We start from the raw sequence: 13,766 nt of genomic DNA on the forward strand, positions 1-13,766 counted from the left end.
GCGCGTTGACTTAGTGCCACGCGCGACAATAGCTTGGCGCCGTACTGGAACAGACGGAGGCTCGATGCTGGCCATTCTTACCCTGATCGCCGCGCAGGCTCCCCCCCAGAACGAGTGTCGCCATGACACGTCCGCGATGATGGCGCTCGACGAACGCGGCTTTGATCAGACGATGTCAGGCGGGTGGCGGACGCTCGCCGATGCCGGGTGCGATGCGCAGGCGGCCGACCTGATCGCGGAATGGCGGTCGAACCATCCCGCCAACCCGCGCACCGCAGGGCTCTTGCAGTGGCACGAGGGGCAGTTGCGCGCGAACGCCGGGCAGACGGCGCGGGCGATCATGTTGTTCGAGGCTGCCCGCAAGCCGGCGGAAGAGGATGCGGGGTTTGGCTGGAACCTCTACGTCGATGGCAGCGTCGCGTTCCTGCGTCGCGACCTTGTCGGGCTCGACACCGCGCGGGCCAAGCTTGCCGCGCTGCCACGCCCGGCGGGGTATGCGCCGATCGGGGCAGACGGCAAGCCCCGCGCCTATGCCTGGCCGATGAACCTCAACATCCTCGACGGCTTCGTCGCGTGCTGGAACCGGCCGTACAAGCAAGCCTATGCCTGCGCGAAACCCGCGACCAAGACGCTGCCGCCCGCCTAGTCAGCCCGCCATCGCCTTTGCATAGTCGGCAAGATCGACGTTGCCGCCCGACAGGATCACCAGCAGCCCCGGTTCGAGCGTCACCTTGCCCGCGAGCACGGCAGCCAACCCGACCGCGCCGCCGGGTTCGATCACCAGCCGCAACTTCTCCCCCGCCCAGCGCTGCGCCGCGGCGATCTCCGATTCGCTGACCGCGACGCCGGTCGCATCGCGGCGGTAGAGGACGTCGAAGGTCAGCGGCGAGACGCGCAACGTCTGGAGCGAATCGCACGCGGTCGGCGGCGGGTTGGGACCGACGGGCTCGATCCACGACGCCTCCAGCGACCGCCGCATGTCGTCCCAGCCCTCGGGTTCGACGACGGTGATCGCGCTTTCCTTCAACGCCAGCGCGATACCCGCCGACAGACCGCCGCCGCCGCACGGAACGATCACGCGAGTCGGTGCGCCCAGTCCGAATGCCGCCATCTGCGCGGCCGCTTCGATCCCGGTGCTCCCCTGCCCCTCGATGATCCACGGGTCGTCGAAGCTTGGTACCAACGTCGCCCCCCGCGCTTCCGCGAGCTGCGCGGCGATCGCCTCGCGGCTTTCGGTCGCGCGGTCGTAGGTCACGACCTCCGCGCCGAGCGCCAGGGTCGACTCGCGCTTCAGGCGCGGCGCGTCCGAGGGCATCACGATCGTCGCCGCGATCCCCAGCCGCTTCGCCGCCCAGGCGACGCCTTGCGCGTGATTGCCCGAGGAAAACGCAACGACGCCCTTTTTCCGCGCACCCTCGTCAAGTGCGGTCAGCCGATGCCAGGCGCCGCGAATCTTGAACGCGCCGATTGGTTGCAACGATTCAGCCTTAAAAGCGACCGGTACACCTTTGATTTCATAGATAAACAGTGGCGTCGGCGGGAGGATCCGCGCGATCTTTTCCGCGGCATCGCGGACCCCCGCCCGTGTCGGCTGTCGCAAAATCGTCACACACTGGCTCCTATGCGGCCAACCCTATTTACATGGGGGGCAAGCGACCCTAAATCGCCCTTCCGCTGCCCCATGGGACTTCCAACCGCAAGGCAGTGTTTTCGTAATTTGTCTCAGGACATTGGAGGTCCCTTGAATTGCACAAGCATCATAACGCGCTGGGGCTAGCGAAAGCCCATTCGACCGCCGTCTCCCCTTACGTAGGGCGCGGCATCGACATCGCTAAGGGGCGCCCGGTTGATCCGGTAACGCTCGTTCGACCGCACGCCGCTGCGCGCGCCGCCCGATTCTTCGCAGAGAAGTTTCCGGGCCGCTCGATGTACGCGGTGAAGGCGAACCCGAGCCCCGAACTCCTGCAGATTTTGTGGGACAATGGCATCACGCATTATGACGTGGCGTCGATCGCGGAGGTGCGCCTGGTCGCCCGCACGCTGCCCGAGGCGACCCTGTGCTTCATGCACCCGGTCAAGGCCGAGGAAGCGATCCGCGAGGCGTATTTCACGCATGGCGTACGGACCTTCAGCCTCGACAGCCTGGAAGAGCTGGACAAGGTCGTTCGTGCCACCAACGAAGCCGCCGACCTGACGCTGTGCGTCCGGCTGCGCGTGTCGTCGGAGCATTCGAAGCTTTCGCTCGCATCGAAGTTCGGTGTCGCCCCCGGCGAATCGAAGGAGCTGCTGTTCGCGGCCCGCCAGGCGGCGGACGCGCTGGGCATCTGCTTCCATGTCGGTTCGCAGGCGATGACCCCGGAGGCCTATTCGAACGCGATGGAACGCGTCCGCGCGGCGATCGTCGAGGCAGCGGTCACGGTCGACGTCATCGACGTCGGCGGCGGCTTCCCGTCGTCCTACCCGGGCATGGAGCCCCCGCCGCTCGAGCATTTCTTCGAGACGATCCACCGTGCGTTCGAATCGCTGCCCGTCAGCTATTCGTCCGAGCTGTGGTGCGAGCCGGGCCGGGCGCTGTGCGCGGAATATTCGTCGATCATCGTGCGCGTCGAGAAGCGCCGCGGGACCGAGCTGTACATCAACGATGGTGCGTATGGCGCGCTGTTCGATGCGGCGCATATCGGCTGGCGCTTCCCGGTCGAACTGCTCCGCGAGCCGGACAGCCGCGCGAAGGACATGGAGTTCAGCTTCTACGGTCCGACGTGCGACGACATGGATTACATGGTCGGGCCGTTCCTGCTGCCCGCCGACATCCAGGCCGGCGACTATATCGAGATCGGCATGCTCGGCGCCTATGGCTCGGCGATGCGGACCGCGTTCAACGGGTTCGGATCGGACGAGACGGTGATCGTCACCGACGAGCCGATGGTTTCGCTGTACGTCGAGACGTACCAAGAGGTCGCCTCGAACGTCGTCAAGCTGTAACCAAGCTTTAGTACCGCGCCCTTCTTCCTCCCCTCCCGCTTGCGGGAGGGGTCGGGGGAGGGCTTGTCCGCGAGCGATGGCGTTCGCGGATCGATCAGCCCCTCCCCTAACCCCTCCCGCAAGCGGGAGGGGAATTTCTGGAGAATTCAGACATGACCGAAGACACCCGCATCGACGCGCAGCGCAAGGCTGAGCTCCTGTCCACCACCGTCGAGCATATCGACATCACCAGCTTCGACGCGCGGCCGATCGTCGACGCGATGAAGAAGATGTCGTTCACCAGCCGCGACCTCGGCCGTGCGACCGACATCTACAACCAGATGCTCTCCGACAAGGACTGCACGATCTTCCTCGTGATCGCGGGCTCGACGAGCGCTGGCGGTTGCATGGACCTGTATGCCGAGCTGTTGCGCAACAACATGATCGACGGCATCGTCGCGACCGGCGCGACCATCGTCGACATGGATTTCTTCGAGGGCCTCGGCCACAAGCATTATCAGGCGCTCGAAGTGCCGCACGACGACGTGCTGCGCTCGCTGATGATCGACCGGATCTACGACACCTATATCGACGAGGAAGAGCTCCAGCACGTCGACCACACGATCTTCGAGATCGCCGAGACGCTCGAGCCGCGCGCCTATTCGAGCCGCGAGTTCATCCGCGAGATGGGCAAGTACCTCGTCGAGCACGGCAATAAGGAGAACAGCCTCGTCAAGCTCGCCTACGAGCATGACGTGCCGATCTTCTGCCCGGCATTCGTCGACAGCTCGGCGGGCTTCGGTCTGGTCAAGCACCAGGTCGACGCGGTGAAGGCGGGCAAGCCGTACATGGTCCTCGACGCGATCGCCGACTTCCGCGAGCTCACCGAGATCAAGATCAAGGCTGGCACCACAGGGCTTCTCATGATCGGCGGCGGCGTGCCGAAGAACTTCATTCAGGACACCGTGGTGTGCGCCGAGATCCTCGGTCACGATGACGTCCAGGTCCACAAATACGCGGTGCAGATCACGGTGGCGGACGTGCGCGACGGTGCGTGCTCGTCCTCGACGCTGCAGGAGGCGGCATCGTGGGGCAAGGTCAACACCGGCATCGAGCAGATGGTATTCGCCGAAGCGGGTTCGGTCATGCCGCTGCTGGCATCGGACGCGTACCACCGCGGCCATTGGAAGGACCGTCCGGTCCGCAAGTGGGGCGCGAGCTTCGACAAGGCCTGACTTCTAAATCCTCCCCCGCAAGGGAGTGCGAGGTTGGATTGCCGCCGGCAATCCAAGATCATGCTGGGAGCATGATCGACCTTGCACTGTGGCGCCGAAGGTGACGGAGGGGGCGGTGGCGATAACCTCGGTTCCGTGTCCTCCCCCTCCGTCAGGCAAGTGCCTGCCACCTCCCCCTGACGGGGGAGGATTGGCGGAACTGCGATCGGCATTGCCCCCACAGGGCAATTGAGGCAGCCTCTCCCGGGGATAACCGGGGGAGGCTTTTTCATGCACAGCGACATCCTGCGACCGATGGTGGCGCTGATCGCGTGGACGCTCGTCATGCTGGGCTGGACGCTCGCCACGCGGCTGCCGGCGATGAAGGCGGCGGGCGTCGACCTGCGCACGCTCGTCGGCACCAAGGGGTCCGACGCCGACCGGTCGCTGCCCCCGCAGGCGCAGTGGAAGGTCCACAACTATAATCATCTGATGGAACAGCCGACGCTGTTCTACGCGGTCTGCACCGTGCTGGCGCTGAGTGGCTCGGGCGACGGGCCCAACGCCTGGATTGCCTGGGCGTATGTCGGGTTGCGGATCGTGCACAGCCTGATCCAGGCGACCAGCAACCGCGTCCGCGACCGTTTTGTTGTGTTCGTGCTGTCGAGCCTGACACTGGTGGCGCTTACGCTGCACGCGGCATTGGCAGTGTTTTGAGGATCTTGGGACCGCTGCCGGGGAAAACCGCCGATCGCGCAGCACTCCCCTCCCCCAACGGGGTTGGATCGGCTAGCAGTCCGGCATGACCTTCGACCGCCGCTCGCTTCTCACCATTCCCCTTGTTGCCGGAGTCGCACCCGCCGCGTTCGCGCGGACCGGGGCGCAGCTTGGCGGGGGTCAGCCGCGCGAGACGGACCTGCCGGTCTGGCCGCCCGCCGAGCGGTTCGCGCTCTGGCCGGGCATGCCGCAGGGTGCCCCGAACCCGCTGCCGATTTCGCATCCCACGATGCCGCGCTACCCGGATGGCTATCGCGATTTCCAGATGCGCGGCGTGGTCCGTCCCGAGGTCGGCGTGTTCCGGGCGCCGCGGCCCGATGGTCGCGCCGTGCTGATCGTCCCCGGCGGCGGCTATGCGATCACCTCGCTCCGCAACGAGGGTATCGACGTCGCGCGTGCGCTCAACGCGTTCGGGATCACCGCGTTCGTGCTCAGCTATCGCCTGCCGGGCGAAGGCTGGGCGGACCGGGCCGACGTGCCGCTCGCCGACGCACAGCGGGCGATGCGGCTGATCCGTGCCAATGCGCGTACCTATGGCATCCGCGCGGACAAACTCGGGGTGCTCGGCTTCTCCGCCGGCGGTCATCTCGCCGGATCGCTGACCGTGCTGCCCGACTTCAACGTCTATCGGCCGGTCGATGCCGCCGACCGGCATTCTGCACGCCCTGCATGGGCCGGGCTCATGTATGCCGTCTCGAACATGGATCCCGGGCGCAGCCATGGCGGATCGCGCGCCAACCTGCTCGGCCCCGATCCGCTGCCCACGGTCCAGGCGCGCTATGCGATCGACCGCCAGCTCCGGCCCGGTGCGCCGCCGCTGTTCCTCGTCCATGCCGAGGACGACACTACCGTGCCGGTCGCCAATAGCGTCGACACGCTCGCCGCCGCGCACCGTGCCGGTATCCCCGCGGAAGCGCACTTCCTCCAGCGCGGCGGCCACGGCTTTGGGACGCGCCTGTCGCCGCGCTCGCCGGGATCGTTGTGGCCGCAGTTGTTCGATCGCTGGATGGGCGACCTCGTTACTACGTAACGATACGAGTCAGGCTTACGGACCTAATTACGGCCGCGGAACGTTCAACCCGCAATTAGGAGAGCGTGATGTCCCGTCCGCATGCCGAGCCCCGCACCGTCTTCCACGAAAACGGCGAGGTGATCATCGACGGGCCCGATGGCACGATCATCGCGATGACCCCTGAAGCGGCGTTGCGTACCGCGGGGCGGCTCGACGAAGCCGCACTCGACGAACTGATCGCCCGTGCGCAGATCGGGGACGGCGGCAAGCTGGACTGAACGCCTAGCCGAACATCCGCTTCATCGAACGGTCCAGCATCACGAATTGCCAGAGCGTACGGCCGTGCTCGGCGCGACCCATTCGGTGCTCGTCGGCGATACGCGCGAGAGTCGCCATGTCGAACCATCCCGTCTCGCCGAGGGTGCGCGATTTCGCCAGTGCGCGCGCCTCTCCTGCCAGATGGTCGCGGAACCACGCGCCGATTGGAGTCACGAAGCCCATCTTTTGCCGATAGAGGATCTCGCGCGGCAGATAGGGTTCCAGCGCCCGCTTCATCAGCCATTTGCCCTCGCCGTGGCGCAGCCGCATCGTCGCCGGCAGCGTGGCACAGAATTCGACGAGGCGGTGGTCCAGCAGAGGCTCGCGCGCCTCGAGCCCGACGGCCATGCTGGTGCGATCGACCTTGGTGAGGATATCGCCCGGCAGCCAATGCTTGATGTCGGCATATTGCGCGCGGTCGATCGCGTCGCGGGCGGGGGCATCGGCCATCGTCGCGACGTAGCGATCCTCGGCGCGATACCCTTGCAGGACGGTGCGCGCGCTCGGGCTGAAAAGTTGGGCGCGCAGTTCGGGCGTGGTGACGCCGACCGCGCGTGCATATGCTTCGCCGCCGCCCCTCGCGAGCGCGAGCAGCGTCGATTTCGCACGCAGCGGGCGTGGTGCCCAATCGGCCTTCGGGTACCAGCGGCCCAGGGTGCCGAACACGTCCTGCCGCAGAGCCTCGGGCAGCAATCCGCGAACGCGCTCTTCCGCAGCCTGGAACTTGTAGCGACGATAGCCGGCGAGCGCTTCGTCCGCGCCGTCGCCCGACAAGGCGACCGTAACGCTTTCGCGGGCCAGTGCGCAGACCTGATACGTCGCGAGCGCCGAGGCATCGGCGAACGGTTCGTCGAAACTGGCGACCAGCGTGTCGATCAGGCCGAAATCGCCCGACTGGACAACGCGTTCGCGGTGATCGGTCGCGAACCGCCGCGCGACGGTGGCGGCATAGCCGCGCTCGTCGTGCCCCGCCTCATCAAACCCGATCGTGCAGGTACGGACGGCCCGGGGGCTCGCCTCCGCCATCAGCGCGACGACCGCCGAGCTGTCGACGCCACCCGACAGAAAGGCACCCAGCGGCACATCCGCAATCATGCGCGAGCGTATGGCGGCGCGCATTCGGTCGACCAGTTCCTCGCCCAACGCCTTGGCCGACCCGGTCGCCCGGCTGGAGAAATCAAGGTCCCACCATTGGCGTGGCTGCGGGACGGGGCGGCCGCGCTCGATCAGGAGGAAATGGCCGGCGGCGAGCTTCTTCACGCCCGCGACAAGACACGCGTCGTCAGGAACATAGCCAAAGGCCAGATAATCCTCGACGGCGCGCAGGTCGGGCACGCGGCGGAGTTGAGGGTGCGCGAGCAGCCCCTTGAGCTCGGATGCGAAGGCAAGCGACCCGTCCGCCAGTTCGACATAATGGAGTGGCTTCACGCCCATCCGATCGCGCGCGAGAAACAGCGTGTGCGCCGCCGAGTCGTGGATCGCGAAAGCGAACATGCCGTTCAGCCGGTCGAGCATCGACGCCCCCCAGGCGCGCCAGGCGTGGAGCAGGACTTCGGTATCGCCCTCGGTCCGGAAGCGTGCGCCCTTCGCGGTCAATTCGGTGCGCAGCTCGGCAAAATTATAGACTTCGCCATTATAGGTGATCGTCAGATCGCCGTCGGACATCGGCTGCGGCGAGCCTTCGAGGTCGATGATCGACAGCCGGCGATGGCCCAGCCCGACGCCGGGTGCGGTCCAGATGCCGTCACCGTCGGGACCGCGATGCGCCTGTGCGGCGATCATCGCGAGGACGCGGTTGGGCTCGACCGGCTTGGGCGTGCCCGGATGGAAAATCCCGGCGATGCCGCACATCTAGCGCATTCCCGCGGCATGATCGGCGACGGTGTCGAGCGGGCCGAGCGCGCCGAGAAAGCGCCCGATCGGCTGCGGATCCGCGCCCTCCGTCGACAGATGGATCGCCACCGCGCGCTGCGGGCCGCCGAGCAGCCGCGTCTTCATCGTCTCGATCTTCACCAGCGTCTCGTCACTCGTCGTTACGTCGCCCACCCGGTACCACGTCGCGACGATCCGCTCCACGGGGCCGGGCGCGGTGATCCGCATCGTCGTTCCGTCGGCGATCGCGGGAAGATCGGCGACGCGGACCCAGCGGTCCTCTTGCCGGAGCACGCCCGTACCGAACGCGATCAGCTCCTTGCCTTCATGCTGGCTGGCGAAGACCGCGATGCTCATGTCGACGGTCGCGCCCGATGCATCGGCATAGCGACCGAACAGATAGTGATCGGCACCGGGGTAATAGGGAGTCCAGGGCGCCCGCGTGCTGACGGGGACGCGGTGCCAGCCGGGTATGTCGGGCAGCGTGATATGCGGAGGCAGCACTTGCGCGCGGCCCGATACGACCGCGCTCCAAGCGGGAAACAGTGCGACCGTCGCGAGCACCAGCGCGGTGGCAATACCGAGATCGGTGCGATGGCGCGGCGGCGTCTGGAGCTTGCCCGGATCGAAGGCGGGATCGTCGGGGCTGCGGTCAAACCAGCGCCAGCCGATCGCAAGTACGCCAGCCATCACCAGCCCGAAAAAGACCCAGCCATAGATGATGTGGTCAAGGCCGGTGGCCGCCTCGACCGAGGTCAGGTCCGCTGCCCAGATCGTGCCGAACGCGCGAAACCCGTTGGCGATGACCGGCACGACCACCGACACGGCGAGAAAGATCGCGCGGCGTCGGATCGAGACGAAGCACAGATTGGCAACGAGCACGCCGAACGCGACCATCGCGATGACGAACTTGGCGCCCGAGCAGGCTTCGGCGACCTCGAAATAATAGCGACCGGCGTGAATCAGCACGCCGTCGACCACCGCGGGCACGCCGACGAGGTGGAGCAACGGCATGACGATCGCGACCGTCACCGCCTGCAACGGCGGCTCCAGTCCTTCGCCGAACGGAACGAGAAACACGGCGTAGCAGAGCGGGAACAGGAGGCCACGCGTGACGCTGGGGCCGAAGATCGTCACGACCGTGCCCTGCAGCATCATCACGAGGCCCAACTGCCGCGCGAAACCGACCGAGGCGGCGTCACCCATCAGCCAGCCAAAGCCTCCGATCGCGACCAGGGCTAGCCCGGGCCACCATCCCGTCGGCGTGAGTTGGGCGAGCTCGGCCCGGCGCTGCCAGACGAGCCAAGCGATGACCGGGCCGATAAAGAGGCAATGGCCGAACGTCGTGCTGGTCCACCAGATGCGTGCGAGATCGGCCACGTCGCCGCGGAACGTAAGCAAGATCAGCGCCGCCGACAGCACGAACGCGAGGCCGTGGCGGCGCCAAGCGGTCACGGCGCGAGTCCGAGCAGCGCGTCGAGCGGAGCTAGCCGGGCATCCCAGCCATAACGACGAATGACGTGCGCGCGGGCGGCGTGGCCGATCAGCGCGGCGGCGTCGGGCGATTCGATCAGCGTGGCAATCCGGTCGGCAAAATCCTGTGCGGTATCGGCGACGCGGATCGTGTCGCCGTGATCGATCCCCTCGGCAGCAGCGACAGAGGCGACGACCGGCCGCGCCATCGCCATCGCTTCGAGCACCTTGTTCTGGATGCCGCGCGCGAGCTTTAGCGGTGCGACGCAGACCGCGGCAGATGCGAGCCAGCCCCGCACGTCGTCGACCGCGCCGGTAACGGTGACGTCGTCCCCCGCAAGCGCCAGAACCGCGGCGGTCGGTGCACGGCCGACGATCGCGAAATGCGCGGGGTGGCGTTGGTGGAGCAACGGCAGGATGCGGCGCACGAACCACGTCACCGCGTCGATGTTGGGCCGATAGTCCATCTGGCCGGTGAAGACGATCAGCGGGACATCGTCGCGCTCCCCCCCGGCGTTGGGGAACATGGTATCGCGGGGGGCGTACTGTAGCGCTGGGTCGAACCTGACCGAATCGATACCGTTTTCGAGCGCCAGCACCCGGCCCGCCGCGCCCCCTGCACGGAACAGCGCGGCCTCCATCTCGCTGACGAACAGACTCGCCGACGCGTGAGCCGCCACCTTGCGTTCGAACGCGCCGAGCAGCCGGGCTTCGCGGCGCATCATCCAGCGCATCGGGCCGTGCATATCCTCCGCGAAACCCGCGAACTTGGCGGAGTCGACGTCGACGAAATCCATGACGAACGGCGGCCCGCCGAACGGCAGATACTGCGCCATCTGGCCCGAGAAACAGTAGATTCCGGAGACTTCGGGCAGCACTTTGTCGACCGCTGCGCGCATTGCCGGACTGGCGAAGGCTGCCAGCGATACCGGTTTCCCGGTACCGAGCGCCTCGGCCGCGGCGCGCATCTGCGACTTCGTCCGCGGCACGACCGTGCAACTCGCGAGACGCTCGGTGAACACCGCCGGCGGATCGAGATCCGCCGCATCGTCGGCAAAGGCAATCAGATGCACGGGCGTACGTTGCGCCAGATACTGGAGAATGTGGAAGCTACGAATCTTATCGCCTCGATCGGGCGGAAAAGGCACCCGGTGCGCGAGAAAGAGCAGGCTCACCCCAAGCCTCGGGAGATCCAGGGTCCCGCCGCGGTTGCCGCCCAGAGCGGGAGCCGCTTCCACGTCCGGACCATCAGCGCATATTTGGGGTTGAGCGGGTTCACCTCGCGCGCCGGCCCGGCGCTGCGCTTAGCGTAGAGCCGTGGTTCGGGGACGAAGCCCCAGTTCTTCTTGAACGCCGCCGCACCCGTCCCCGTCTTCGATCGACCGAAGTCGAACCGCGTACATCCCTTTGCGCGCGCATGTGCCATCAGCGCGAAATACATCCGGTCATTGGCGCGCAGCCCGCGCGCGGCGCCGGTGCCGCCGCCCCAATAGGGATAGACGGTCCCGTTGAAATACAGGCTGAGGACGCTCGCGACGGCCCTACCCTCATGCCGGACGGTGAGAAGATCGGCATCCATCACGCTCGCAACGCTGCGAAACAGCTTGGACGGAAACACCGGCGTACCGAGGTTCCGGACCGACTCCGCATAGACCCGGTAATGTTCGGCGAGCAGCTTGCGGTCGTTGCCGGTGACGATCTCCAGGTCGAAGCCAAGCGCCCGCCGAACTTCGGCGCGCTGCTTGCGGGGGATCGCCAACAGCTCAGCATCATCGTCGACCGCCAGATCGCGGGCGAAACCCAGATAGCTGGTGTCGTCGCGAGCCCACCCATCGGGTGCCGGGCCGCCACGCAGTTCGACCGAGGGGCACCCGGTCAGCTGCGCAAGGTTCCACGCCGCCGCCGCGAGCGGTTCGATCGCCGTGCCCAAAATGCCGCCATCGACGCCGAATCCGGTCGATACCAGCGCACGCCCGAACAGCGGCGAGCGCATTTCGGTCAGCGGCAGCACGCCGACGATGGCACCACGGGCATCTTCGGACAGCAGATAGCGCGCGCGCTGGCCGCAGCCCTCCTGCACGGCACGGCTCCACGCAGGAAGATGAAACGGGGTGGCACCCTCCGTCGTTTCGACGAACGCGGCGATACGCGCGCATTCGGCCGGATCGCGAAGATCTACCTCGCGCACGCCGGCGGGCATGGGCGCAGTCACGCCAGCCGGGCCGCTTCGCGCGCCACGACGGCGTCGACACGGCCCCAGTCATGACGGGCGAGCAAGCCACGCAGCTTGCCGGCCATCGCGCCGAGGCGGGCGTAATGGCGGATCTTCGACCGCAGCGGCGCCTGGTCGACACGGGGTTGCGCTGCGTCGATCTCCCAAGGGTGGAAATAGAACATCGCCGGGCGATCGTCACGATTGACCTGACGCACCGCTAAATCGGTGATCGCCGCGGGAAGCAGGCGAAAGAAGCCGCCGCCGGTGGCAAGCTTGCGCGCGCCGAACTTGGCGACCGTCACGGGAACTTCGATCAACGCGCTGTCGGCGAGCGGCCTGAAGCCGTAGCGCGGGGCGTCGAGCCAGCCGTAATGATCGTGCTTCACCGGCGCGACGCTGGAGGAATAGGTGTATCCCGCCTCCGCCAATTCGATGTGCGCCCACGGCGTGCGCTGGTCGATCGAGAAGCTCGGCGCGCGGTAGCCAGTGACCTGCGTTCCGGCGGCATCCTCGATCGCGGTGCGCGCCCGTGCGAGGTCGGCGCGGAAAACGTCCGGCGTCATCGTGAAGACGCGTTGATGATCCCAGCCGTGGCTGGCGATCTCATGGCCTGCGTCGACAACGCGGCGGATCAGCGCGGGATACCGGTGCGCGACCCAGCCAAGCGTGAAGAACGTTGCCTTCGTCTCACTTTCGGCGAACAGCGCGAGGACGGCATCGGTATTCGTCTCGACCCGCGGCATCAGCGAGTCCCAGTCGGCCTTGTCGATCACCGTCTCGAATGCACCGACCTGAAACCAATCCTCGACGTCCACGGACATGCCATTGAGAACGGCCATGTCAGGCAGCATCATGCCAAGCCGCCACGCCCCGGATCGGCGCGTAGTCGGGCTTGTCGGTATCGCTTTCGACCCAGTCGACCAGCAGCGTCAGGACGCGCCGCAAGGCCTTGTCCTGCAACTCGACCCGCGCCTCGAGCGCCGCAATGCGGTCTTCGATCACCGGATCGGTGGACGGCGCCGCCGCAACCGGCGCCGCGTGCACGACCGGATCGGCCGGCGCCGCGGCCCCCTTCCCCGTATCCGTCGCAAGCGTCGGCAGATCGCCTTCGAGATCGCGCTGCACCGAGCGCACCACCGCCGCGTCGATGACCGTCAGATCCTCGATCGCGGCATGGAGCATCACGCGACCTGCCAGCAGATTGAGGCGGCGCGGCACGCCCGCCGATCCCGCGTAAAATGCGGCGAAGGCATCGTCGGCAAAGTCGGGATTGCCGTTCCAGCCGACGACCGACAGGCGATGCGCGAGATAGTCCGAAACCTCGCTCGCCTCCATCGGATCGAGATGATGGATCGCGATCACGCGCTGACGGAGCTGTTCGAGCCGCTCCGAACCGTGCAGCCGGTCGCGGAATTCGGGCTGGCCGAGCAGGACGATCTGCAACAGCGCATGCCCGCCCGCCTGGAAATTCGACAGCATCCGCAGTTCTTCGAGCGCGGAGACTGGCAAGGCCTGCGCCTCGTCGACGATCAGCAGCGTGCGCTTGCCGGTGCGCGCGACGGCGTGCAGCCCGCGCTCGATCGCGGTCAGCAGCTCGGCCTTGGTCAACCCCGCGGGATCGACCTTCAATTCGGTAGCGACGATCCGCAGCAGGTCGTCCGCCTCGATCGCGGTCGACACCAGCTTGATGGCGTTCAGCCGCTGATGATCGATCGTGTCCATCAGATGACCGACGAGCGTGGTCTTGCCCGCGCCGATATCGCCGGTGATGACGATAAAGCCCTCGCCCTGCGCCAGGCCATAGCCGAGATACGCCATCGCCTTGCGGTGGGTGGCGGTCTCGAACCAGAATTTGGGATCGGGGGTAAGCTGGAAGGGCCGACCCGTCAGTCCGTAATGTTCGTCGTACATCTGCTACTCGCCT

Annotated in this window: 13 protein-coding genes; 6 read left to right on the forward strand and 7 right to left on the reverse strand. The window is 66.8% G+C overall.

Annotated elements, in window-relative coordinates:
- The first annotated feature begins 64 nt into the window (after window positions 1-64).
- Window positions 65-646 (forward strand): hypothetical protein, encoded by a 582-nt coding sequence (locus ASF00_RS09945; RefSeq protein ID WP_055878074.1) that lies wholly within the window; start codon window positions 65-67, stop codon window positions 644-646.
- Here the strand turns inward: ASF00_RS09945 and ASF00_RS09950 are convergent, their stop codons facing one another.
- The gene (locus ASF00_RS09950; RefSeq protein WP_055878076.1) at window positions 647-1,609 is read right to left on the reverse strand and encodes a threonine ammonia-lyase; all 963 of its coding nucleotides are present in this window, start codon (window positions 1,607-1,609) and stop codon (window positions 647-649) included.
- A 137-nt stretch (window positions 1,610-1,746) separates the two neighbouring features.
- On the opposite strand from ASF00_RS09950, the gene ASF00_RS09955 reads away from it, so the two are divergent.
- From ASF00_RS09955 to ASF00_RS09975, 5 genes are all read left to right on the forward strand, one after another.
- Window positions 1,747-2,982, forward strand: a complete 1,236-nt coding sequence (locus tag ASF00_RS09955; RefSeq protein WP_082463358.1) for a type III PLP-dependent enzyme — start codon at window positions 1,747-1,749, stop codon at window positions 2,980-2,982.
- A 152-nt stretch (window positions 2,983-3,134) separates the two neighbouring features.
- Window positions 3,135-4,196, forward strand: a complete 1,062-nt coding sequence (locus ASF00_RS09960) for a 1,9-bis(guanidino)-5-aza-nonane synthase (RefSeq protein ID WP_055878081.1) — start codon at window positions 3,135-3,137, stop codon at window positions 4,194-4,196.
- A gap of 270 nt (window positions 4,197-4,466) precedes the next feature.
- Window positions 4,467-4,892, forward strand: coding sequence for an MAPEG family protein (locus tag ASF00_RS09965; protein WP_055878083.1), 426 nt, complete (start codon window positions 4,467-4,469; stop codon window positions 4,890-4,892).
- An 85-nt stretch (window positions 4,893-4,977) separates the two neighbouring features.
- Window positions 4,978-5,982 (forward strand): alpha/beta hydrolase, encoded by a 1,005-nt coding sequence (locus ASF00_RS09970; protein WP_055878085.1) that lies wholly within the window; start codon window positions 4,978-4,980, stop codon window positions 5,980-5,982.
- A gap of 68 nt (window positions 5,983-6,050) precedes the next feature.
- Window positions 6,051-6,242 carry a hypothetical protein gene (locus ASF00_RS09975; protein WP_055878087.1) on the forward strand — a complete coding sequence of 64 codons (192 nt, stop codon included), beginning with the start codon at window positions 6,051-6,053 and terminating at the stop codon, window positions 6,240-6,242.
- A 4-nt stretch (window positions 6,243-6,246) separates the two neighbouring features.
- Here the strand turns inward: ASF00_RS09975 and ASF00_RS09980 are convergent, their stop codons facing one another.
- From ASF00_RS09980 to ASF00_RS10005, 6 genes are read right to left on the reverse strand one after another with little or no spacing between them, the layout of a single operon-like run.
- Window positions 6,247-8,133, reverse strand: coding sequence for an XrtA/PEP-CTERM system amidotransferase (locus ASF00_RS09980; RefSeq protein ID WP_055878089.1), 1,887 nt, complete (start codon window positions 8,131-8,133; stop codon window positions 6,247-6,249).
- The gene (xrtA, locus tag ASF00_RS09985; protein ID WP_055878092.1) at window positions 8,134-9,609 is read right to left on the reverse strand and encodes an exosortase A; all 1,476 of its coding nucleotides are present in this window, start codon (window positions 9,607-9,609) and stop codon (window positions 8,134-8,136) included. It lies immediately after the preceding gene.
- On the reverse strand, window positions 9,606-10,802 hold the full coding sequence (locus tag ASF00_RS09990; RefSeq protein WP_055878094.1) for a TIGR03087 family PEP-CTERM/XrtA system glycosyltransferase: 1,197 nt from the start codon (window positions 10,800-10,802) through the stop codon (window positions 9,606-9,608). Before ASF00_RS09990 ends, xrtA begins: the two co-directional genes overlap by 4 nt.
- Window positions 10,799-11,839: a FemAB family XrtA/PEP-CTERM system-associated protein gene (locus tag ASF00_RS09995; protein ID WP_055878096.1), complete on the reverse strand. Its 1,041-nt coding sequence runs from the start codon at window positions 11,837-11,839 to the stop codon at window positions 10,799-10,801. The genes ASF00_RS09990 and ASF00_RS09995 overlap by 4 nt, the downstream gene beginning before the upstream one ends.
- Window positions 11,836-12,696, reverse strand: coding sequence for an XrtA system polysaccharide deacetylase (locus tag ASF00_RS10000; protein ID WP_235525721.1), 861 nt, complete (start codon window positions 12,694-12,696; stop codon window positions 11,836-11,838). The genes ASF00_RS09995 and ASF00_RS10000 overlap by 4 nt, the downstream gene beginning before the upstream one ends.
- Window positions 12,683-13,753 (reverse strand): ExeA family protein, encoded by a 1,071-nt coding sequence (locus ASF00_RS10005; RefSeq protein ID WP_055878098.1) that lies wholly within the window; start codon window positions 13,751-13,753, stop codon window positions 12,683-12,685. Before ASF00_RS10005 ends, ASF00_RS10000 begins: the two co-directional genes overlap by 14 nt.
- Between the last annotated feature and the right edge of the window lie 13 nt (window positions 13,754-13,766).

This window comes from Sphingomonas sp. Leaf34, assembly GCF_001421805.1.
Lineage (GTDB): Bacteria > Pseudomonadota > Alphaproteobacteria > Sphingomonadales > Sphingomonadaceae > Sphingomonas.